The sequence below is a fragment of the Sandaracinaceae bacterium genome (assembly GCA_016706685.1).
Lineage (GTDB): Bacteria > Myxococcota_A > Polyangia > Polyangiales > Houyiibacteriaceae > JADJJE01.
Genome location: JADJJE010000026.1, coordinates 1 through 21,200, shown reverse-complemented (window position 1 = coordinate 21,200; position 21,200 = coordinate 1). Strand labels below are relative to the sequence as shown.

Genomic DNA, 21,200 nt, shown 5'->3' with positions numbered 1-21,200 from the left:
CCTGCGCGGCGTGCGCTGAGCTCAGCCCAGCACGCTGCGCAGCATCCAGGCGGTCTTCTCGTGCACCTCGAGGCGGCGCGTGAGCAGGTCCGCCGTGGGCTGGTCGTTCGCGCCGCTGACCACGGGGAACAGCTTGCGAGCGGTGCGCGCCGTGGCCTCTTGGGCGGCCACCAGGTGCCGCACCATGTCGTCGGCGCTGGGCACTCCGTCCACTTCGGCGATGGAGCTCAGCGCGTGGAAGGCCTTGTAGGTGCCTGGGGCCGGGTGGCCGAGCGCGCGGATGCGCTCCGCGATCTCGTCGAGCGCCGTCCACTGCTCCGTGTACTGCGTCATGAACATGGCGTGCAGGCTGTTGAACTGTGGCCCCGTCACGTTCCAGTGGAAGTTGTGGGTCATCAGGTAGAGGGTGTAGCTGTCGGCCAGCAGGGCGGAGAGGCCGGCCACGATGGCGGCGCGGTCCTCTGGGCTGATGCCGATGTCGATGGCGGGAAGTGTGGGAGAGGCGCTCATGATTCGTTCCGTCGCACGAGCTGGGCTCCCGTGACAAGACCGGGCGCGAAGGCCGCTTCAGCCGCAGGTCACGCGGTCCGTGCAGCGCCGGGTGTTGGTCATGCTGCCGTCGTCGGCGCAGCGCCCGCTGAGGCACTCGTTGGACGAGTCGCACACGGTCCCGTTGGGGTCGCGTGTCTCACAGGTGGCGCAGTTCACCAGCTGGTCGCAGAGCGCGCCGGCCAGCTCTCGAGGTGTGTCTTCGAGCGCCACCCCCGAGGGGCTGGAGCACGCGCTGCCCCCGCCGGCGATGGCGAGCACGATGAGCGTGAGCGGGGCGAAGACCGAAGGAGAACGCACGCGGGAGGAGGTCATGCCAAACACCCACAGCAACCTACGTGCCACGCCTCGCGAACCGCGATCGTCCGAGAGAACTCGGATCGCCGACGCAACGCTTGCGCTGCACGCGGGATTGGCGCGGGCAGAGCAACCTCGGCAGGGGGGCGTCACGCCAGCGGGCGAGTGCGCAGGAACGCCGCCAGCGCGGCCGACGAGAGAATGATGAACAGCGCGTAGAGCAGCGGCAGCCACAGCAGCTGAGCGTGCAGCTCCGCCGGGAACGAGGTCATCAAGATGCCCAGCGCCAGCGGGCTGTTCTGGATGCCGGTCTCGAAAGCCACCGCGCGGCGTGCGGCCGGCCCGAGGCCCCCGAGGCGCGCGCTCAGGTACCCGAGGCCGAAGCCCACGACCCCGAGGCCCAGCGCCGCCGCGTACACCGTGGGGGGTGACTCGACCAGCAGGTGGCCGTTGCGCACGAGCCCCGTCCCGATCAGCAGCGCCAGCACGGCGAGCCCCGCCACGCTGCCGGCCCGCTCCACGCGCGCGGCCGCCGCCGACGAGCGGTGACGCACGGCCATGCCGATGCCCATGGGCACCAGCATGAGCGCCAACGTGGCGGCGATGTTGGTGTAGGGGACGACCAACGTCGCGCTCGAGAAGGGCGCCGCATACACGCGCAGCGCGAGCGGCATGAGCACCACCGCGGCCACCGACGAGAGCGCCGTCATGGTGATGCTCAGCGCCAGGTCGGCGCGCGCATAGTAGGTGAACAGGTTCGAGGTGGTGCCCCCCGGCGTGCAGCCCACCACGATGAGGCCGATGGCGAGCTCCGGCGGCAGCGCGAGCGCGTGCGCGAGGCCGAACGCGATCAGCGGCATCCAGCCGAACTGCGAGGCGAGGCCGATCAGCGGGCCCCGCGGTTTCCGCACCACCTCGCGGAACGCGTCCACGGTGAGGGTGGCGCCCATGCCCACCATGAGGACCACCAGCAGCAACGCGAGCAGGACTTGTTCGAGGGGCGAGAGCATGCGCGCCGCGAGTGGAGCAGAGGCCGCCTGCGCTGTCGAGGGCGAGGTTGGCTACGTCACCCGCCGAGCTGCGCCGAGGTCCCTGCGCTGCCCGCGCCCTGTCGTGCCTTGGCGCGTGACAGATACAGCGCCAGCAGCGGCCCGAGCAGCAGGCCGGGCACCAACACCACGCCCCACGTGAACAGGCCGAGCGTGGCGATGGCGAGAAACCGCGCCACGTCGCTCGGGCGGACCGGCACGGGCTCTGAGGGCACGTGGGTGAGCGCGCGGATGGCGGCCACGTCCCCGTCGAGCAGCGCCTCCACGTCCGTGTGGCGGTACAGCGAGCGGCTCCGACGACCCCGCGCGAAGGCCCGCAGCGTGCGCAGCGGCGCGATGGCGGCGCCGCCCGAAAGGCCGCCTACGTTCAGGACGTAGGCCGCCACGAAGTCCTCGCAGCCGGCGCCCAGCTCCCACGCAGAGATCTCCATCTCGCCCACCAGGTCGGTGTCGTAGCCGGTCACGATGTGGTGCAGGTCGTGGTAGCGGACCGCCCGCACGCGCGCCGGTGTGTTGGGGATGGGGACCGGGATGGGCCCGAACTTCACCTCCACCCACGCGTCCCCGTAGCCGCCGTCCGCGCCGAAGTGGTTGGCTTCGAAGTAGCGCGCCCGGGCGCTGCGGACGGGCTCGCTGGTGGGGTACTCGATGATCGCCATGGCTGCCTCCATAAAAATGACTACGGTCAGTTTGTGGTCAGTGATGTGCCCCTGGCAAGGCGCCAGCGGATGATTTTGTGGATTTTGTTGGTTAGACTGGCCGCCACAGGCATGACCCGGGTCGCAAAACCAAAGTCGAAGCGGACCGCCCTGCGCCCGGTAGAGGGTGGGCGGCGCGAGGCCAACAAGGAGGACAAGCGCGAGCGCATCCGCGAGGCGGCCTTCGAGCTGTTCCTCGAGCACGGCGTGGGGGGCACCAAGCTGGCCGACGTGGCGGAGCGCGCCGGCGTGGCCAAGGGCACCCTGTTCCTCTACGCGAGCGACAAGGAGGACCTGGTCTGCATGGTGATGCACGAGCGCCTGGCCGCGGCGGTGGAGCGCGCCTTCCGCACGCTGCCGCGCGGGGTCCCCTTGCTGGACGAGCTGGTGCACGTCTTCGGGCTCTTGCTGCGCACCTATGGGGAGGCCCCCGACCTGGCCAGCGCTTTCGTGCGCGCGCTCGGCACCGCCAGCGGCCCCAACGGCCGGCGCATGGCGGCGCTGACCTACTCGTTCCTGCACCAGCTCGGCGGCCTGGTGCACGCGGCCAAGGCGCGCGGCGAGGTGGCGCAGGACATCGACGTGCTGGCCGCCGCGCAGAACCTCTTCGCGCTGTACTTCGCTGCGATCATCTCGTGGCTGGGCGGCTATGGCACGCTCGAGGACGCCATCGAGAAGCAGCTGCGCACGTCGCTCGCGCTGCAGCTGCGCGGCCTCGCGCACTGAGCGAGGCGCGCTCTTGCCGGGGTGACCTGGCGCTCACGGCACCACCACCTCGTGCTCGGCGCTGGCGAACGCGTGGAAGCGCGCGGCGGTGCCGCTCAGGGGCGCGCTCGGCAGGGCCCAGCTGAAGCGCCGCCCGATCTCGAGGCCCGGGATGTGCAGCAGGCGCAGGCGCCCCGCGTCGAGGTCCTCGCCCATGGACCAGCGCGACAGGAACGCCACCCCGAGCGACAGCCCCACCGCGCGGCGGATGGCGGCCGTGCTGCCCAGCTCGAGGTCGAAGGGCATGGGCTTGCGGCCCAGCTTGCGCAGCGCGCGCTCCACCACGGTGCGTGTGCCCGAGCCCACCTCGCGCCACAGCACCGGCGTGTTCAGGTCCACGTTGTGGCCCCGGAACGGCGAGTTGGCGGCCACCACCGGCAAGAGCGTGTCGTCCAGCAGCCGCTCGAGGCGCACACGGGCCGCGCGCGGAGGCCCCTCCACCAGCCCGAGGGGCAGGGCGCCGCTCTCCACCTGTGCGATGATCTCGCTGGTGTTGCCCACGATCAGGCGCAAGCCCGTGGCGCCTTCCTGCGCCCGGAAGCGCGCGAACAGCTTGGGCACCAGGCCCGCCGCGATGGTGGTGCTGGCGCCCAGCACCAGGGGCGCGAGCGGGGCGTCGCGCGTGGTCACGTCGGCCACCAGCTCGTCCAGCTGGGCGTCGATGCGGCGCGCGTGCAACAGCAGCCGGCGGCCCGCGTCGGTGGGCGTGACGCCACGCGCAAAGCGCTCGAGCAGCGTGACCCCCAGCGCCCCCTCCAGCTTCTTTACGCTGGCCGTCACGGCGGGCTGCGAGAGGTGCAGCTGGCGCGCCGCTTTGGTGATGCTGCCGGCGTCGATCACGGCACGCAGCACGGCGAGGTGGCGGGAGTCGAAGTCGTCGCGCGCGCTAGCCATAGAGCGTGACTATGGCACATCTGCTCCGACCATTCGTCACGGCGATGGATCGAGGGCGTCTTCGCACGTGTCCACGGCAGTCACGCGCATGACCCGGCGCCCGCTGGGTCCGTTGGCACGTCCAGCCGCGACGGTGTTCTTCGCAGTTGCTGGACGGCACGGCCTTGACCGGCTGCGAAGGACAAGCACCTCGCCAGAAGTGACACCGCGGCGGTCCCACCGGCCAGATAGGGTGTCGAACGGACCGCTCAGCGGGCGCTCGAGGCCTATGTCGCACTGGTTCAGCACCACCCTTCGTCGTTTCATTCCCCCAACTGGCTGGGCGCGCGGCCGTCGGCGGACCCCGTGGACCACCGCGCTGCTGTCCCTCGTCGTGCTCGCCGCGCCCGGGTGCTACCGCGCCCACGAGGTCGCCGTCGACGACCCACCGGACGCGGGGTCGTCGACGGACGCAGGCACCCGGGTCGAGGTCATCGTGTTGACCGACGAGGGCCACCAGGCGCCGAGACCGGCGGCGGGCGCCCTCGTCGTGGTCGAGGACTGCGCCAGCGGGGCAACGTGGGAGGCCGTCTCCGGCGCCAACGGTGCGGCGCGCTTCGACTCGTCCGGCGCGACCTGCTGGAACGTCACCGCGGTCATCGGGGACGAGGCGCTCAGTGTGCTCCGTGCGCCTGTGCCCTTGCCAGGGCCGCTCGTCTTTCCCCGTGAAGTGGTGGTCCAGCCTTCGGACGTGCTTTCGCCTTGGCAGCTGGAGGTGGAGGACTACGAAGGGGGGTTCTTGCAGCTCTCGGCGCCCGGGGTGCGGCGCGGGCTCCTGACGTTCGAGGGGCTGGTAGACCGCGACATGGCCCTCCGTGAAGGCATCGCCGTCGTGATCCACGACGAGCCCGAGAACGAGCAGCGGCTGCGTGGGGAGATCGTGAACCTCGTCGCCGTGCCCGGCGGACCTCTGCGAGCGAGGTCGCGCCTGCCGCTGGCGAGCTCCGAGTCGGGCGACGCGACCGTGGAGGTCATGGTGCAAGCGTCCAACAACCTGTACGCGCAAGCCTTCGTGGATGAGGGGTCGCGGATTTGGAACCTCTCCCTGCACGTCACCACCCGGTCGCCTGGCGGGGGGCTCTACGAGGTCAGCTTTCCGACACGCTTTACGAGGGAGACCCTGACCCCGACGCGCTGCTACGCCTCGTTTCGGTGGGTGATGCTCCGGGGCGCGTCCGGGTGGTCACCACCCAGGCTCGGCGGAACCGAGTCGTTGGTTCGCGCACGCGATGCCTGTGCGAATCGGATCGCGTCGTGGGGCGACATCCCGGCCGTGAGCGGCGGCCACCGGTCCGTGATCCCCGGCGTCACGGTCTCGGACCACGAAGGGAGCTCGCTCGACGAGCTGGTGATCGACGTGGGGGGCGCAGGGCACCGCGGCCGCATGGTCTTGCGGACGGCGGGACCCCAGCCCTTCCGCTGGAGCATCGAGAGCTTCGAGGTCGGGCGAGCTCGCTTCGAGGGCGTGCCACCCCTGCCGGCGACCGTGGAGGAGCGCGTCGCGCTCTCGGGGCGGAGCGTGTACGTGCAGTTCGGTGTCGTCGCGCCCTCGGCGGCATCCTACGCGCCGGACGACTCGTACCCGCTGACGGTGCCTTGGTGGTTCCGCGAAGGCTTCATCCTCGGTGATCCCGCGGAGTTCGGCCCCGAGCTCGCCCACTGCCCCGCCACCCCCTGAAGGCCAGCCGCCCAGTGCGGCGCACAGGCCGGCGAGCGATGCGCTGGGTGGCCTGCTGCGCGCTAGTCATAGATGGGGGTGATGGCACATCGGATCAAACGATTCGTCCATGCGATGTGTCGGGGGCACCTTCAGGGTCATGTCCACGCTCGACCTGCACCCCGGTCCCGTCCCGCTCGCAGCGCCTCTGCGCGCAGCCGCGGTGGTCCGTGCGTTCACTCGGTCACGCGGTGGGCTGCGCCGCGCCGTCGTCCCCGCGCTCGGCCTCGCCTGCCTGGTGATGCCCGGGCTCGGGTCGGTGGGCGCGCTGGCCCTGGGCGTCGCGGTGGCCTTCGCGGGGTGGAACGTGTGGGAGGCCGAGACCAACGCGCTGGCCAAGCGCCTGCTGATGCTGTCCGTGATGGGCCTCGGGGCGGGCCTCGACCTCGGCGCCGTGGTGGACGTGGGTCTCTTGGGCGCGGGCCTCGCGGTGGGCAGCATCGCCCTGTGCCTCGCGCTCGGCTGGGCGCTCGCGCGGCTCTTCCGCGTGGACGCGCTGACGGGGCTGCTGGTCACGGCCGGCACGGCCATCTGCGGAGGCAGCGCCATCGCCGCGGTGGCGCCCACCGTCTCGGCGCGCGCGCACCAGGTGACCGCGGCGCTCGGCACGGTGTTCGCGCTCAACGCCGTGGCCCTGCTGGTCTTCCCGCTGGTGGGGCACGCGCTCGGCATGGACGCCCACCAGTTCGGGCTGTGGTGCGCCGTGGCCATCCACGACACCAGCTCGGTGGTGGGCGCCGCCATGACCTACGGGCCCGACGCCCTCGAGGTGGCCACCACCGTGAAGCTGGCGCGCGCGCTGTGGATCATCCCGCTCACGGCGGCCCTGGCCTTCCACACCCGTCGGCAGCGGCGTGCGGCGCGGGCTGCTGCCGGCACGGCCACCGTGGACTCGACCCCGCCCGAGGCCCCGCGCGCCGCGCGCCCGTGGTTCATCTTGGGCTTCGTGGTGCTGGCCGGCCTCGTGAACGCGTTCCCGGTCCTCGCGCCGCTCGGCGACGCAGCCAGCAGCCTCGCGCGGCGCCTGCTGGTGCTCACGCTCTTCTTGGTGGGCGCCGCCCTCAGCCGCGCGGCGCTGCGTCAGGTGGGCCTGCGCCCGTTCCTGCAGGGCGTCACGCTCTGGGTGCTGGTGTCGCTGGCGTCGCTGGGCGTGATCCTGGCCGTGACCTGAACGAGGGACGGCCGTCGCCCTCGCCGCGCAAGAACGTAGACGTGGACGTACGTCCACGTCTGTCGACTCGTCACAAGTCCTGGATGGTGACCGGCAAGCCGAATCGGCTTCTGGGAAGGCGAATTGGGGCACCCCCGGCTGAAGCCGAGGGCAGCAAACTACGCATGGATAGTCCTAAAGTCCCCGCCTGTCGGCGCGGACTACGTGGCTGACAGCAGGGTGTGTTCTACCCGAGGTACCCGGACGCAGAGGCTCTGCGGAGCCTCACGGCATGGGGTGTCCGGGTAACCTTGGTAGGACGGTCGTCAACCTCGCTTCCAGCTAGTCCGCCTCGCGCGGACTTTCAGGTCGCCGGGGCCTGGTTTGCTGCCCCCGGCTTCAGCCGGGGGTGCCCAAGTGCCTTGAAACAGGCTGTATTCATCGACAGCCGAAGCCCGCCCAAACCCTCCGAACCGTCCCTTGGTCGCCATGGCACTTGCGACGAGTCGATAGACGTAGACGTGCTCGTGCTCGTGCTCGTGCTCGCCTCCCGACCACCTCTCAACGCTCTGGGAAGCGCACCCCGGTGATCGCCTCGCTCGCCTCCCAGAGCTTCGCCGCGGCGCGGTCGTCCAGCGCGATGCGCTTCGGCGCAGTCACCTGGCAGTCCGCGATGTACTGCCCGGTCACGTGCTCGAGCTCGGGGTGCGTGGCCGCGTAGGTGGGCCCGCGGTAGCCCTCGGACTCGTCGATGCTGAACTGCTTCCACGCCGTCCCCAGGATCAGCTTCAGCGGCCCCGGGTTGTTGCCGATGCCGAGGTTCGTGAAGATCAGCCCCGGGTGCACCGCGTTCGTGGTGATGGACTCGCCGGCGAGGCGCCGGGCCAGCTCACGCGTGAAGCAGATGTTCCCGAGCTTGCTCGCCGAGTAGGACCCGAGCGGCCAGTAGAACCGCTTGAACGTGAGGTCGTCGAGCCGCAGGCGCCCGATGACGTAGCTGTTGGAGGTGACGTTCACCACGCGCGCGGCGGGGGCGCGGCGCAGGGCGGGCAGGAGCCGCAGCGTCAGCGCGAACGGGGCAAGGTAATTTACGGCCATGGTCATCTCGTGCCCCTCGTCGGTCAGCAGGCGGCGCTGGTTCACGAGCCCGGCGTTGTTCACCAGGATGTCGAGCGGCACGCCCAGCGCCAGCACCTCGCTCGCGGCGCGCTCCACCTCGCGCAGCAGGCTGAGGTCGGCGATGACGCGGATGGGCTCGGGGGCGCCCGCGGCGCGCAGCTCGGCCTCCACCTCGGCGCAACGCGCAGGGCTGCGGGCCACCAGGATCACGGTGGCGCCGGCGCGCCCGAGAGCGAGCGCGGTGCCGCGGCCGATGCCGCTGGTGGGGCCGGTGACCAGCGCGTGCTTGCCGTGCAGGTCGGGGATGCTGGCGTGGTCGAAGGTGCTCATCGGGTCTCGTGGTCTCGGGGAGGGGTCTCGAACGGGTGCAGGGTCAGCGTGAGGCGCCGGCCGCGAGGCGCGCCAGCACCGCGGCGTCCCCGCGCACGGGCAGCCCGGCGGCCAGGTAGAGCGCGTCGATCACGCGCATGTTGGCGACCGCGTCGTCGGCGGTGGTGGTGGGTGGCACGCCGGTGCGCACGGCCTCGGCAAAGGCGGCGAGCTGCGCGCGGTAGGTGGACCCGCCGGGCACGCGCTCCACGCGCTTCGCGCCGTCCGTGCGCACCACCAGGCGGTGGTAGACCTCGGGCTTGATGAAGTTGAGGATGTCGATGCGCCCGCGCGAGCCCACGAGCTTCATGGACACGCTCAGCAGGCGGCTGCAGCGCATGCCCACGAAGAGGTCCACCTTGGCGCCGCTCGTGGGCAGCCGCAGCGTGGCCTCCATCTGCCGGTCGATGAGCGTGCCGTGCAGCTTGGCGCGCGCGCTCTCCACCACGGGCTCCTCGCCCGTCACGGCGCGCACGAAGCCCACCGGATAGCAGCCCATGTCGATGGTGCCGCCGCCGCCCGTGCGGTAGTCGAAGCGGAAGTCGTCGAACGGCAGGTAGGCCGAGAAGCTGGCGTCGATGGACCGCAGCGCGCCGATCTCCCCCGAGGCGACGATGCTGCGCACGCGCTCCACCAGCGGGTGGTAGCGGAAGTGCATCGCCTCGGCGACGATCAGCCCCGTGCCCTCTGCCGCGCTCGCGATGCGCGCCGCCTCCGCTGGCGTTGGCCGCCATGGGCTTCTCGCACAGCACGTGCTTGCGGGCCGCGATGGCGCGCAGGGTCCACTCCACGTGCATGCTGATGGGCAGCGGCACGTAGACCGCGTCGATGTCCGGGCGCGCCAGCAGCTCGTCGAAGGAGCGGTGCGTGCTGGGGATGCCGTGCTTGCGCGCGTACTTCGCGAGCGCCTCGGGGCCCTGGTACTCCTCGGCCACCGCCACCACGTCCACCTCGGGCAGCGTGCGGGCGTGCTTGATGAGCGCGAAGGGCGCGATGCGGGCGGCGCCCAGGATGCCGATGCGTAGCGTCATGACTCCTCCACGCGCACGGGGAAGCGCTCGAAGTAGAAGGCGAAGCGCTTCCGCAGGTCCTCGGGGCGCACCCCGAAGCCGCGCTCGAGGTCGTACTCGAGGCGACCGTCCTTGCCGCGCGGGTGCGCCTCGAGGAAGGCCGCCTGCTCCGCGCGCGACGCGCTGGTGCGCGGGATGCGGGCGCGCCGGTAGATGGTGTCGAGCGTGCCCTCGGTGTCCTTCATGAACGCGTGGAACAGCACGTCGTGCGAGCGGCTCTGCGGAATGCGCTCGCGGTCCTCGACCCCGCGCCGCAGCAGCCGCTCGATGCGCTCCGCCCAGTAGGCGATCAGCCGGTCGGCGTCCACGCGCGTGCGCCCCACGCGCTCGGCGTAGCCCAGCATCGTGACGGTGGACTGGATCACGGCCACCGGGTCGCGGTGCGTGAAGATCACGGTGGCGTCCGGGAACGTGGCGTCCAGCGCGGGCAGGTTCTCGAGGTGCTGCGGGCACTTCAGCACGAAGCGTCGCGCGGGCTTCCCGGCTTGCCGGTCCTGCCACTGAATCAGCTGGAGCGCGCGCTTCATGTACGCGAAGTGCGGTGTCTGGTCGGTGCGGAAGCTGTGGTCGCGGTAGCGCGGCACGTGCCCCGTCCACTCGAACACGTAGCTCGCGAAGTCCGGCCCCATGAGCTCGATCTCTTCGTGGATGTGGTCCGGCGTCATGGGGTGCATGGCCGCGAGGTGCGGCACCGCGAGGCGCATGCCGGCCCACTTGCCGGTGCAGCGCAGGTAGCGCGGGTCGGCCGACAGCGTGGTGACGCCCAGGTAGTCGCGCGCCTTGTCGGGCAGCGCCTGGTCCAGGCGCGTGAAGAGCGCGCGCCCCAGCTTGCCCGGCGCGCGCTCGCGCGGGTTGGGCACGGGCTCGAGCAGCTCCCACAGCGGCAGCGAGCGGAAGCGGCTGTCAGCGGCCAGCAGGTTCACCAGGTGTGTGGTCCCGCTGCGCGGCAGGCCGGCCACGATCACGGGCGCCGCGATCACCTCTTGGTCGATCTCGGGGTGGCGCGTGTACTGGTCCTGCATCAGCAGGCGGTTGCTGGCGTAGCGCACGAGGTCCCCGTGCACGGTCTGCTTGCCGAGGCCGGAGAGCGTCTCGTCGGCGCGGTAGTCGGCCAGCAGCAGCTCGAGGCGCGGCACGAAGTCCATGGGCCCGAAGTCGTTGAGCCCCGTGCGGCGGCGCGCAGCGTTCAGCACGCTGTCCGTGTCGAAGCGCACCGCTCCGCGCTCGGCCAGCCGCTTGAGGCGCCGCTGCGTGGGCGTGAGCACCGGCTCGCGCAGGTCGTCGATGCGGATCACGTCCGGCTGCGCGTCGCTGGTGGCCGCCTTGGCCTTCTTCACGGGCCGCTTGATCTTGGTGAAGATCTTGTCGAGGTGGATGGCCACCTTGCGGTCGCCCTCGAAGCGCAGCTTGCCCTGCATGGCAGCCTTGAGCGGGTGCAGCTCGCCGTAGTTCAGCCCCACGAAGTCGGACGTGCTCATGCCGATGCGGCAGCTGGGCGAGGGGTGCGCGCCCTCGTGGATGCGGCAGGTGCCGTTCTCCACCACCACGGCCCAGGTGCCGCCCTCGGGGCCGGTCAGCTCGTATTGATAGACCGCGCGCAGCCCCGGCGCAGCGTCCGGCACGAACCGCGCGGGCATGCCCGCCATCAGGCTCGTCACCTCACCCGCTGCCGCCTCGCTCGCCGGCGCGGCAGACAGGGCCTCGTCCAGCTTGCGCTCCTGCGCGCGCAGCCAGCCACCCAGCCAGAAGTTCTTCGCGTCCTCGGGCTGCTCCAGCAGGTGCGCGTGCGCGTCGCGGGCGAGCGCGAGCGCTCCGCGGTGGCCGGGCTGGGCCTCGAGCGCAGCCTCGGCGAGGCCCAGCGCGCGCAGCGGATCGGAGACCAGCAGCGTGAGGCCCTCGTCCACCACGCGGTCCGCCCCCAGCAGCGTGGCCAGCGTGCCCGTCACGGGCGCGGCCGGGTACAGCTCGCGCGTGCTGCGCAGCTTGAACCAGCCCAGGTAGCTCTCCCAGATGGTGCGGCAGCCCCAAGACACCCTGCCGTAGCCCTCGCCCACGTACAGCTCGTCCGGCAGCCGCAGCTCGCGCGCGATGTCGTCGATGTCGCGGCCCTGGTTGATGCCCAGCAGGGTCTGGTCGTGCACGTAGCGCACCGCCGCCTCCAGCCGGTCGAGGCACGCGCGGATCAGCGCGCCGCCCTCGATGGGCAGGCCGTGCCCGGTGATCAGCACCTCGGCCCCGAGCGCCCGCACGCGGTCGAGCGTGTCGAGATACGCCAAGGGGTCGCGGTAGCGGTCGCCGCGCACGGTGTTGAAGTTGGGGAAGTGCGGGAACAGCGGCCCGAACGTGTTGCCCACGAACGCCGTGCGCGTGGTGGGCAGCCAGATGACGGTGTTGTCGATGGTCTCGCCGCCCGGGCAGCTCAGCAGCTCGAAGCGCACGTTGCCGGTCTCCACCACCAGCGTGCTCCGTGAACAGCTCGTCGGGCACGGGCGCGTCCTGCACCACCACGTCGGGGTGCTTCGCCGCGATCTCGAGCGCGCCGTCGATGACCTCCTGGAACCACACGTAGCTGTGCGTCTGCCGGCGGGCCGCGATGCGCGCGTCGTCGGCCTGGCAGCGCAGGTTGTTGGCCTGCGCGATGAAGCGCGTGCCCGCCTCGCGAAAGAGCCCCACGCCGCCCACGTGGTCCACGTGCCCCTGTGTCACCAGGATGTGCGTGGTGGGCAGCGTGCTCACCGCATCGAAATTGCGCTTGTGCGTGAGCGCCTCGAAGCCGAGCCCGGTGTTCACGATCACGCGGCCCCCCGCGGTGAGCACCATGTACGCGTTGGACGTGCCGGGCGACATGTGGATGCCCGGCGCCACCTCCCGCGCCTCGGGTGCGCTGGCCGCGCACAGCACCTCGTCGCCCCAGGGGCGCTGGTTCACGAGCTCTCGTACTGGGTCCATGCGGCGGAAGGTAATACGATCGTATTATGTTGGCAAGCTCGAGGTTGGCGTTGCCGTGAACGGCGACGTCTATCGACTCGTCACAAGTCCTTCGTAGTGATGGGCATGCCGAATCGGCTTCTGGAAAGGCGAATTGGGGCACCCCCCGCTGAAGCGGAGGGCAGCAAACTACGCATGGATAGTCCTAAAGTCCCCGCCTGTCGGCGTGGACTACGTGGCTGATAGCGGGGTGTGCTCTACCCAAGGGACCCGGACGCAGCCGTTCCAGCCGCCTCCCTGTGTGGGGCCCGGGTAACCTTGGTAGGCCGGTCACCAACCTTTCCACCCGTTAGTCCCCCTCGCGGGGACTTTCAGATCGTCCGGGCCTGGTTTGCTGCCCTCGGCTTCAGCCGGGGGTGCCCAAGTGCCTTGAAACATGGTGGATTCCTCGACAGCCAGAGCCCACGGAGAACCTCCCAGACCTTCCCTTGGTCGCCATCGACTTGTGACGAGTCGATAGACGGCGACGCGAGCTCGGTGCCCTCGACCTCGGGCGGTGAGAACCCCGTAAAACCCTCCACGGACTCGACAGGAGCCGCGCCGGCAGGCATCTAGCTTCGGTTGATGCGCCCCGACACCGCCGAGACCCGCGCGCGCCTGATCGCCACCGCCGAGCAGCTCTACGCCGAGCGCGGGCTGGACGGCGTGTCCCTGGTCGAGATCAGCCGCGAGGCCGGGCAGCGCAACCGGGCCGCCGCGCAGTACCACTTCACCGACAAGGCGGGGCTGGTGCAGGCCATCTTGGACAAGCACACGCCGGGCATCGAGGCGGCGCGGCACGCCATGATCGACGCGCTCGAGGCGGGCACTGGCGAGCCCACGCTGCGTGCGTGGGTAGACGCGCTGGTGCGGCCGCTGGCGGCCAAGCTGGACTACGAAGACGGCGGTCGCGCGTTCCTGCGCGTGCAGGCCGAGCTGATGCGCCAGCCCGACGCCACGCTAGAGCACCGCGCCAAGCAGAACCGCGGCGCCGAGCGCCTCCTGCGCGGCATGACGCGTGCCACCACCGGAGCCGTCCCCGTGCCGCGCGCGCTGTTGGCCGCGCGCATGCTGCTGGTCACCGGGCTGCTGTTCCACGGCATGTCGGACTACCTGGCCCGCGACGAAGCGGGTGACGCGCCGCCTCGCGCCGTGTTCGTGGAGGCGCTGGTGGACGCCATCGAGGCCTTGTTGGCTGCGCCGCCGTCCTCTTCTGCGCTGGCGGCCGGCCGTCGCGGGTGAGCGGGGACACACGGGAACGTCCAGCTCGCTCGCGTCGGATCAGCCTGCGGGCGACTCGTGAGCCGCGAGGACGTGGACCTGCCCCACGCTGGGCGCGAAGAGGCGCTGGCGGATGGCCAGGTAGGCCGGGTCGGCGAAGAACGCCGCGAACGCCGCCTGCGTGGGGAAGCGAATCGTGAAGAGGCGATTGAAGCGCGCCTCCGCTGGGCCGCGCAGCACCTCGGCCACGCGCACGTCGAGGACGAAGCGGCCCCCCGCGGCCTCGAGCAGGGGCGTCATCTCGGCGCGGTACTGCGTGTAGACGGCGTCATCGAGGACCTCGAGGCCAATCGTGCGGTCGAACATGGGGCAGCGTCTCCAGGGGTGTTGAGGGCCACAGCTTGTCGCGCTTCTGGTCGAAACGCGACGAGCGCGGACACTTCGCCTCCATGGCGGCCACGAATCGAGCGCCAGGCGGCCACACACCTGCGTAGACTGGAATCACCATGCGCCGCCACATCGTCCATCCCGTGTTCTCTCGCCTGGCCCCCTTCGCACTCTGCCTGCTCGCCGGCTGCGGCGGAGGCGCCGAGGGCACGGGCGGCACGGGCAGCGGCACCACCACGGGCGCGGGCAGCGGCAGCACGGAGCTGCTCACCTGCACGGTGCCCGAGGTCGCCCAGGCGCGACCCATCGCGCCGTTGCTCATCCCCGGCTGCAGCTTCACGGGCGGCTCGTCGTCCACACCCACCGTCCTGCACACCGCCGAGGAGGTCTCCGCCGCGCTCCGGTGCAACGGCGAGGGCCAGCCGCCAGGCAGCGCGCTCGGCGTCGACATGGCGGCCAACGACGTCTACTTGCTCCAGTACACCATGTCGCCCGCCTTCGGCGGCCTCGAGGTCTTCGACGATGGCACGGCGCTCACGGTGCTCACGCGCTTCCGCCCCAACTGCCCGGGCGACCCCATGCCCATGCCCATGAACAGCACGGTCGCGTGGCTCATGCCGAAGGACGCCTCGCGCACCATGCAGCAAGCCACGTGCTCGCTGCCCGAGCGCTGCGACTGACGTCAGCGCTTGCCGTCCGGCCGCGCCACCACGTCACCCGGCGCGAGCGCGCCCTCGCGCTTCAGCACCCAGAAGTCGCTGATGGGCACGAACGCGGGGCCCACCTTGAAGACCTCCCAGCCCAGCAGCAGCTCCGAGCTGCCGGGGTTCACGCTCACCAGCGGGCAGAAGCCAGCGCTGGCGGGGAAGTCCTGCTTCAGGTTGCCGGCCACTTGGTAGTCGAGGTAGTGCCCGCCACGCCAACCGCGCGGGAAGCGCACGCCCGCCGCCGGGCGCACGTGGTAGTGCCCGAAGGTCAGCGCCTTGCCGTGGCGATCCCGCTTGGGCGCGGGCGGCGTGTCCCAGCCGGTCTGCTCCACCTTCACGTTCCAGCCGCGCAGCACGCCGCTGGCTGGGTCGCGGTGGAAGGTCTTGCGGAACGGCTTCCACGCCAGGCTTGTGAAACAGGTCGGGCATGCTCAGGTCGATGCCCGTGTAGGTGGTGTCCGCGAGCGCGTCGAGGTCGAGGGGCGCGCCGCGGCGCACGATGTCGTAGAGCTCGCGGCCGTTCATGGAGAGCACTTGATCGAGCGTGATGGTCATGGGGTTCCGGAGGGTCAGAGGGTGTTCAGCACGGACCGCGCGGCGAGCGTGGCCACGGCCATGATGGGGATCTGCGGGTTCACCCCGAGGCTGCTGGGAAACACGCTGGAGTCGGCCACGTAGAGGCCGCGCGTGGTGTGGTGGCGGAAGTCCGGGCGCACCACCGCGCGCTGCGGGTCACTGCCCATGCGGCAGGTGCCGAACATGTGCGTGATGGCGCTGGTGTAGGCGGACGCGCGCCTCGGGCCGTGCTGCTCGAGCTCGATCAGGTCGGCCACGCGCGACGTCCGCCGCAGGAAGCCGCGCACGCCCGGGGAGACGTGGTCGGCGCCGGCCGCGAGCATCATCTCGCCCATCACGCGCAGGCCGCGGCGGTAGCGCCGCACGTCGTGTTCGCTCGGGGAGAAGAACACGTGGGGCTTGCCGCGCACCACGCGCACCACGCCCTCGGCCTCGGCGCGCACCGCGGCGCCCCAGTCGAGCACGTGCGCCATGTCGTCGACCTCGCGCGCCAGCTCGCGGCCCACGCCCTCGAGGCGACCGGCCATCACCCCGAGGTCGAAGCCGAGCGCCTCGAACTTGAGGCCCTCGTGGCGCAGCCCGGTGACCTCGTGCCCCTGCGTGGCGCCCTCCCACATGCGCACGGGCTCGGGGAAGCGCCCGGCCATGGACACCCCCGGGTGGCACTGGAAGTGGCGCCCCACGGGGCCCTGGCGCAGGCCGCTGCGCATCAAGAGCGCGGGTGTCTGCACGGCGCTGGCCGCCACGATCACCGCGCGCGCCGCGTGCACGCGCACCTCGGCGCCGCCGTCGGTCACACCGTGCACGCCCGTGGCGCGGCCCGCCCGCACGTCGATGCCCGTGATCTCGGTGCAGCTCAGCACCACGGCGCCAGCCTGCTCCGCGTCGGCCAGCAACGTAGCGTCCACCGAGAGCTTGCGGGCGTTGGGGCAGCCCTGCATGCAGCGGCCGAGGCCCTCGCAGCCCTGCACGTTGCGGCGGATGGGCCGGTGCGCGAGGCCCAGCGCTTCGGCGCCGCGCGCCAGCAGCTGGTTCTTTGCGCCTGCGACGGCCGGGTCCGTGGGGCGCACGTTGAGCCGCGCCTCCAGCATGTCGGTGGTGGCCTCGAGCAGGTCCCACGGCAGCGCGTCGGCGAGCGCGCGGTCCTTGGTGAGCCACTCGTCGTACACGTCGCGCGGCATGCGCCAGCAGATGGCGCCGTTGATGGGCGAGCTGCCGCCCACCAGCTTGCCCTGCACGAAGGGCGTGGGGGCCGAGCCCAGCACCACCGACGCGCCCATGTCGCGGTAGGTGTCGGCCATCGAGTGGAACGCCGACAACTGGAACTCGCGCGGCGCGAACCAACGGCCCGCCTCGATGACGATCACCGAGGCGCCCGCGCGGGCCACCTCGCGCGCGGCCGCGCTGCCCGCCGGGCCGCTGCCGACGATGACCACGTCGGCGCGCAGCTCGAGCGCGCGGTGCACCTCACGCCCGTCGATGCGCTTGCCTTCGCTCATCACGCGCGCCTCCGGGCGGTGGCCTGCACCTGCGGGTCCGTGAAGTACGCCAAGCTCGCCACCACTTTGGCGATCTCCACCAGCGCATCGATGCCGGGCAGCTGCGCGGCGCGCGTGATGAACGCCTCGCGCTCGTCGGCGCTCAGCTCGGGCAGCGTGCCCGCGAAGCCGAGCACGCGGGGCAGCCCGCCGAGCACCAGCGTGGCCGCGCGCAGACCGAGGCGGAGGTGCACGGGTGCGGCTGCGTCGAAGCGCACCCAGAACGAGCGCAGGTCCACGTCCTCGATGGCGGGCAGGCCACGGCCTGGCGCAGGCAGGATCGTCGCCATCAGCGCGTCGCGCAGGCGTGCCTCGGTCTTCGTCCAGCTCATGCGCTCACTCCTTCGCGTGCTCGCAGCAGTGCCTCGAAGCGCGCGAGCGTCAGTGCGTCCACGTCGGCCAGCGCGTGCTCGATGGTGGCCCCCGCGCCCTCCCCGCCGTCGCGCAGCGCTTGCAGCACGCGGGCCATGGACGCGGTACTGGCAGCGGGCTCGGCATACATGGCCTGCGCCACCACGGGCAGCTCCTCGAGCACGCGCGCCATGGTGTTCAGCACGCTCAGCGCCACCACGTTGCCGGTGGCCTGCAGCATGGCGCGCGCAAACGCCATGTCGGCGTCGCGCAGCGCGCTCACCCCCTCGTGCGACGCCGCCACCATGCGCGCCGCGGCCCCCTGCAGCTGCGCGGTCTGCGCCAGCAGCGCCTCGCGGTGGCGCACCATCAGACGCACCGCGATGACGCGCCGCACCTCCAGGAAGTCCGCCAAGATGCTTACCGCCTGCGCGGGCTGGTCCAGTGTGGCCTCGAGCCAGAACGGGATCAGCGAGATGTCCCCCGACTCGGCCGGGTCGTTCACGCGCAGCCCGCTGCCCTGCCGCGCGGTGACCAGGCCGCGCGTCTCGAGCCGCGAGACGACACGTTGAATCGTGGCGGGGTTCACGCCGTGCGTCTCGGCCAGCTCCCGCACCGTGGGCAGCCGGCTCCCCACAGCGTACCGCCCCCGCAAGATGTCCTGCGTCAGGGCGTGCTCGATGGCGCTGGGAGACTTGTCGGGCTGCATCGCTCAAATGAGTGACACAATTAAACCACACAATCAAGCCCTGACGACCACAGGCTTTGCGCTATCCTGCCTCGCCATGCGCCGCCCCACCCACGGAGAGCTCCCCTCAGCCATCAGCCCCAGCGACGTGGTCATCCTGTTCGACGCGGAGTGCGTGGTGTGCAGCGGCTGGGTGCACTTCATCCTGCGCAACGACCCCAAGGGAAACCTGCGCATCGGCGCGGTGCAGACACCCACGGGCAAGGCGCTGTTGCGCTACGCCGGCCTCGACGCCGATGATGTGGACAGCATGCTGCTGGTGGAGCGCGGCGTGCCCTACTCGCAGTCCAGCGCCTTTCTCCGGGCGGTCTGCTACCTGCGCTTCCCGTGGCCATTGCTCACCGTGGGCCGCGTGCTGCCCGTGTTCCTGCGCAACTGGCTGTACGATCGCGTGGCCAAGAACCGCTACCGCCTGTTCGGCAAGAAGGAGCTGTGCCTGATCCCCTCGCCCGCCCAGCGTGCCCGCTTCCTGCCTGAAGATTGAAGCTGACCGGGGGGGGCCAGCACACCGCGTCGCACATTTGGACACGACGGTGCCACTGAACTACTATCGTCGGGCCGTCATGACGTATTTCCGCCTCTTCCTCGGGTTCATGCTGCTGGGGCTGCTCGCGCTGACCCCCCTGCGCGCTGACGCTCAGTCCACTGGATCACAGGCCGCCGCCGAGGCGCTCTTCCGTGAGGGCCGGCGCTTGATGGAAGAGGGCAACTACGACGAAGCGTGCCCCAAGTTCGAGGCCAGCAACCGGCTCGACGTGGCCGTGGGCACCCTGCTCAACCTGGGTGTCTGCTGGGAGCAGGGTGGCCGGCTGGCGAGTGCCTGGGCCACCTTCTTGGAAGCGGCAGCATTGGCCGCGCGCACCGGATCGCCCGAGCGCGAGCATGGCGCGCAGCCGCGCGGCCGAGCTCGAGGTCACGCTTGATCCGCATCCGCGTGATCGTGGACAGCCCCGCGCGCGGCGAGCAGGTCACGGTGGGCGATCGCGCCTTCGATGACGTGATGTGGAGCGTGGCGATCCCCATCGATGCGGGCGAGTGGCCGGTGCAAGCGACTGCGCCTGGCCGCATCCCCTGGGAGGGCACTGTCACCGCAGCGAACGAGGGCAGCGTGGTGGAGCTGCACGTGCCCGCGCTCGAGGTGGCTCCGGGCCGAGGTCACCGAGCTGCCGCCTGGGTTGCAGCAGCCCGTAGCGCCCGTGATCCCCGAGGAGCCAGCCAACCCAGCGCGCACGGCTGGCTGGGTGGTGACCGCCGTGGGGGCCGCCACGCTCGGAGCCGGCCTGGGCCTCGGCATCAACGCCAAGAACCTGTGGAACGACGCCAACTGCGCTCGGGCAGGGGAGAACTACTACTGCGCCAGCGCGGCGGATCAGTCGGACGCCGAGACCGCGCGCACACGTGCCAACATCGCCACCGGCCTTCTCGTCGCGGGCGGCACCGTTGCCATCGCCGGAGTCATCTTGGTCATCGTCTCGAGCGGCGGCGACGATGACGCCGGAGGACAGGGCCAGCGCGCGCGTGCGCGTGACGCCCAGCGTGGGGCGGCAGGGCGCGGGCCTCAGCGTTCAGGGGCATTCTGATGAAGACCGGTATGCATACCATCTTTCGTAGCGGCCTCGGTCGCGGTGCCCGCGCACCTTTCCGCCCTGCTCCTCGTGCTGGGTCTCGGTGGCTGCGTGGAGATCATCGGCATCGAGGACACGGAGATCGAGCCGGTCGCGACCTCACCTGCGTGGGTAACGTCACCCCGCCCGTGAGCGACGGCGAGGCCGTCCTGATCCGTGCCGTGATCACCAACATCACGGATCCCATGCGGCAGGGACCGGTGCCCGGCGTTCAGGTGGTGCGCTGCAACTCGCGCCTCGGCGCGGCCTGCGACTTCGGGACGCCCTACTTCCCGGACCCCGGGACCTTCATCGTTAGGTGCCCGTCACCTCGGGCTTCAACGGCTACCTGCGCATCCTCGACGCGGACACCGACGACGCGGACGACTGGGTGCCCTACCTCTGGTGCTTCAGCCAGCCCATCATCAACACGCGCCCGAGCCGTTCCCCATCAGGCCCTGACGGTGCCGGTGCGCGAGGGGCTCATCTATCCCGAGACCAGCGTCACCCAGGACCCGGCGCGTGGCGGCATGGCCATCAACGCCGTCGACTGCGAAGACGACAACGCGCCCAACATCCACTTCGAGGTCACCACGCCCGCCAGTGTCGGCGAAGGCACCGACCCCTGGTACTTCTCCGGCATGATGGTGGTCATCGCGAGCGCTCCCGCCAACGGGACCACCGGTGGCCTCGGGCAGGGCGGGTTCCGTGGGCGGGCCCGCACCATCGGCATCCGTTCCTACGTGGCGGACACGTTCGACTTCGAGACCCGCGACGGCGAGCTGGTGGCTGAGGACACCCTGCTGATCGAGCCGGACACGCTCACCACGGTGCGTCTCCTGCCCGAGTGACGCGCCGCAGGCCGGCGGTTGCGTCGGCTGTTCTCCATCTTCTAGTGTCGTCCCTGCGTGGGGACTGACCCTGGCAAGGAGATGAGATTCATGAGCAGGTATCGAGGTCTGTTGGCGCTGTGCGTCGTCTTGGCCGTGGGCGGGTGTGGGTCCACGAGCGACGCTCCTTCGGAGATGGGCGCCGTTGACGTCGGAGGGTCGCGAGATGGGGAGCAAGAGCAGGGCGGAGACGACGGTGGCAGCCAGACGAACGGTCGCCGTTCCCGCGTCAGCCCCGTCGCGGGCGGCGGGTCGAGCTGACGTCGTCGTCGTGCGCGATGACGATCTCGGTGGGCTCCCGCGTCTCGCCCGTGGGCGACAGCGCGAAACGCGAGCTACCGGCTGCGGGTGGCCGATGAACCGCGCACATCAAGCTCGGTCGTGTTGCGCTGCTCGCTTGTCTGCTGTACCCGCGCGACCTTCGCCGCCGCGCAGGACTCAGCTGCCCCTCCCCGGTGCACCGGGACGGCTCCAGACACCGGGGGGACGCCCGTG

The 21,200-nt window shown here is 71.2% G+C and carries 21 protein-coding genes and 2 pseudogenes; 9 read left to right on the top strand and 14 right to left on the bottom strand.

Annotated features, from left to right (window positions below; genetic code table 11):
* Positions 1–21: 21 nt before the first annotated feature.
* From IPI43_25775 to IPI43_25760, 4 genes are all read right to left on the bottom strand, one after another.
* Complete coding sequence (locus tag IPI43_25775) at positions 22–510, bottom strand: DNA starvation/stationary phase protection protein (GenBank protein ID MBK7777492.1); 489 nt, start codon at positions 508–510, stop codon at positions 22–24.
* Between the two features lie 57 nt (positions 511–567).
* Complete coding sequence (locus IPI43_25770; GenBank protein MBK7777491.1) at positions 568–864, bottom strand: hypothetical protein; 297 nt, start codon at positions 862–864, stop codon at positions 568–570.
* Positions 865–995: 131 nt separating this feature from the next.
* Positions 996–1,856 carry a transporter gene (locus tag IPI43_25765; protein ID MBK7777490.1) on the bottom strand — a complete coding sequence of 287 codons (861 nt, stop codon included), beginning with the start codon at positions 1,854–1,856 and terminating at the stop codon, positions 996–998.
* Between the two features lie 56 nt (positions 1,857–1,912).
* Positions 1,913–2,554 carry a hypothetical protein gene (locus tag IPI43_25760; protein ID MBK7777489.1) on the bottom strand — a complete coding sequence of 214 codons (642 nt, stop codon included), beginning with the start codon at positions 2,552–2,554 and terminating at the stop codon, positions 1,913–1,915.
* A 111-nt stretch (positions 2,555–2,665) separates the two neighbouring features.
* Here IPI43_25760 and IPI43_25755 point away from each other — a divergent pair, with 111 nt between their 5' ends.
* Positions 2,666–3,319, top strand: a complete 654-nt coding sequence (locus tag IPI43_25755) for a TetR/AcrR family transcriptional regulator (protein ID MBK7777488.1) — start codon at positions 2,666–2,668, stop codon at positions 3,317–3,319.
* Positions 3,320–3,352: 33 nt separating this feature from the next.
* Here the strand turns inward: IPI43_25755 and IPI43_25750 are convergent, their stop codons facing one another.
* On the bottom strand, positions 3,353–4,252 hold the full coding sequence (locus tag IPI43_25750; GenBank protein ID MBK7777487.1) for a LysR family transcriptional regulator: 900 nt from the start codon (positions 4,250–4,252) through the stop codon (positions 3,353–3,355).
* 373 nt (positions 4,253–4,625) lie between these two features.
* Between IPI43_25750 and IPI43_25745 the strand changes: the two genes are divergently transcribed.
* Positions 4,626–5,969, top strand: a complete 1,344-nt coding sequence (locus IPI43_25745; protein MBK7777486.1) for a hypothetical protein — start codon at positions 4,626–4,628, stop codon at positions 5,967–5,969.
* 139 nt (positions 5,970–6,108) lie between these two features.
* Positions 6,109–7,179, top strand: coding sequence for a putative sulfate exporter family transporter (locus tag IPI43_25740; GenBank protein MBK7777485.1), 1,071 nt, complete (start codon positions 6,109–6,111; stop codon positions 7,177–7,179).
* 540 nt (positions 7,180–7,719) lie between these two features.
* Here the strand turns inward: IPI43_25740 and IPI43_25735 are convergent.
* From IPI43_25735 to IPI43_25720, 4 genes and pseudogenes are all read right to left on the bottom strand, one after another.
* On the bottom strand, positions 7,720–8,607 hold the full coding sequence (locus IPI43_25735) for an SDR family oxidoreductase (GenBank protein ID MBK7777484.1): 888 nt from the start codon (positions 8,605–8,607) through the stop codon (positions 7,720–7,722).
* Between the two features lie 43 nt (positions 8,608–8,650).
* A pseudogene (locus IPI43_25730) lies at positions 8,651–9,677 on the bottom strand (Gfo/Idh/MocA family oxidoreductase).
* Entirely contained in the window at positions 9,674–12,172 is a 2,499-nt protein-coding gene (locus IPI43_25725; GenBank protein ID MBK7777483.1) for a sulfotransferase, read from the bottom strand. Before IPI43_25725 ends, IPI43_25730 begins: the two are co-directional and overlap by 4 nt.
* Before the next feature lie 196 nt (positions 12,173–12,368).
* Positions 12,369–12,665: pseudogene (locus tag IPI43_25720) on the bottom strand (MBL fold metallo-hydrolase).
* Between the two features lie 603 nt (positions 12,666–13,268).
* On the opposite strand from IPI43_25720, the gene IPI43_25715 reads away from it, so the two are divergent.
* Entirely contained in the window at positions 13,269–13,925 is a 657-nt protein-coding gene (locus IPI43_25715; protein ID MBK7777482.1) for a TetR/AcrR family transcriptional regulator, read from the top strand.
* Between the two features lie 39 nt (positions 13,926–13,964).
* On the opposite strand, the gene IPI43_25710 is transcribed toward IPI43_25715, so the two are convergent.
* Positions 13,965–14,270: a DUF1330 domain-containing protein gene (locus tag IPI43_25710; GenBank protein ID MBK7777481.1), complete on the bottom strand. Its 306-nt coding sequence runs from the start codon at positions 14,268–14,270 to the stop codon at positions 13,965–13,967.
* Between the two features lie 140 nt (positions 14,271–14,410).
* On the opposite strand from IPI43_25710, the gene IPI43_25705 reads away from it, so the two are divergent.
* On the top strand, positions 14,411–14,971 hold the full coding sequence (locus tag IPI43_25705; GenBank protein ID MBK7777480.1) for a hypothetical protein: 561 nt from the start codon (positions 14,411–14,413) through the stop codon (positions 14,969–14,971).
* Positions 14,972–14,973: 2 nt separating this feature from the next.
* Here the strand turns inward: IPI43_25705 and IPI43_25700 are convergent, their stop codons facing one another.
* The 4 genes from IPI43_25700 to IPI43_25685 form a co-directional block, all read right to left on the bottom strand.
* The gene (locus tag IPI43_25700) at positions 14,974–15,354 is read right to left on the bottom strand and encodes a hypothetical protein (protein ID MBK7777479.1); all 381 of its coding nucleotides are present in this window, start codon (positions 15,352–15,354) and stop codon (positions 14,974–14,976) included.
* A gap of 213 nt (positions 15,355–15,567) precedes the next feature.
* Positions 15,568–17,073: a GMC family oxidoreductase gene (locus tag IPI43_25695; GenBank protein MBK7777478.1), complete on the bottom strand. Its 1,506-nt coding sequence runs from the start codon at positions 17,071–17,073 to the stop codon at positions 15,568–15,570.
* Positions 17,073–17,444 (bottom strand): hypothetical protein, encoded by a 372-nt coding sequence (locus tag IPI43_25690; GenBank protein MBK7777477.1) that lies wholly within the window; start codon positions 17,442–17,444, stop codon positions 17,073–17,075. Before IPI43_25690 ends, IPI43_25695 begins: the two co-directional genes overlap by 1 nt.
* Positions 17,441–18,172 (bottom strand): FadR family transcriptional regulator, encoded by a 732-nt coding sequence (locus IPI43_25685; protein ID MBK7777476.1) that lies wholly within the window; start codon positions 18,170–18,172, stop codon positions 17,441–17,443. Before IPI43_25685 ends, IPI43_25690 begins: the two co-directional genes overlap by 4 nt.
* Positions 18,173–18,248: 76 nt before the next feature.
* On the opposite strand from IPI43_25685, the gene IPI43_25680 reads away from it, so the two are divergent.
* The 4 genes from IPI43_25680 (at position 18,249) to IPI43_25665 (ending at position 20,666) form a co-directional block, all read left to right on the top strand.
* On the top strand, positions 18,249–18,695 hold the full coding sequence (locus IPI43_25680) for a thiol-disulfide oxidoreductase DCC family protein (protein ID MBK7777475.1): 447 nt from the start codon (positions 18,249–18,251) through the stop codon (positions 18,693–18,695).
* Positions 18,696–18,774: 79 nt separating this feature from the next.
* Positions 18,775–19,134: a hypothetical protein gene (locus IPI43_25675; protein MBK7777474.1), complete on the top strand. Its 360-nt coding sequence runs from the start codon at positions 18,775–18,777 to the stop codon at positions 19,132–19,134.
* A 252-nt stretch (positions 19,135–19,386) separates the two neighbouring features.
* Positions 19,387–19,791 carry a hypothetical protein gene (locus tag IPI43_25670; GenBank protein ID MBK7777473.1) on the top strand — a complete coding sequence of 135 codons (405 nt, stop codon included), beginning with the start codon at positions 19,387–19,389 and terminating at the stop codon, positions 19,789–19,791.
* 488 nt (positions 19,792–20,279) lie between these two features.
* Entirely contained in the window at positions 20,280–20,666 is a 387-nt protein-coding gene (locus tag IPI43_25665) for a hypothetical protein (protein ID MBK7777472.1), read from the top strand.
* Positions 20,667–21,200: the final 534 nt, after the last annotated feature.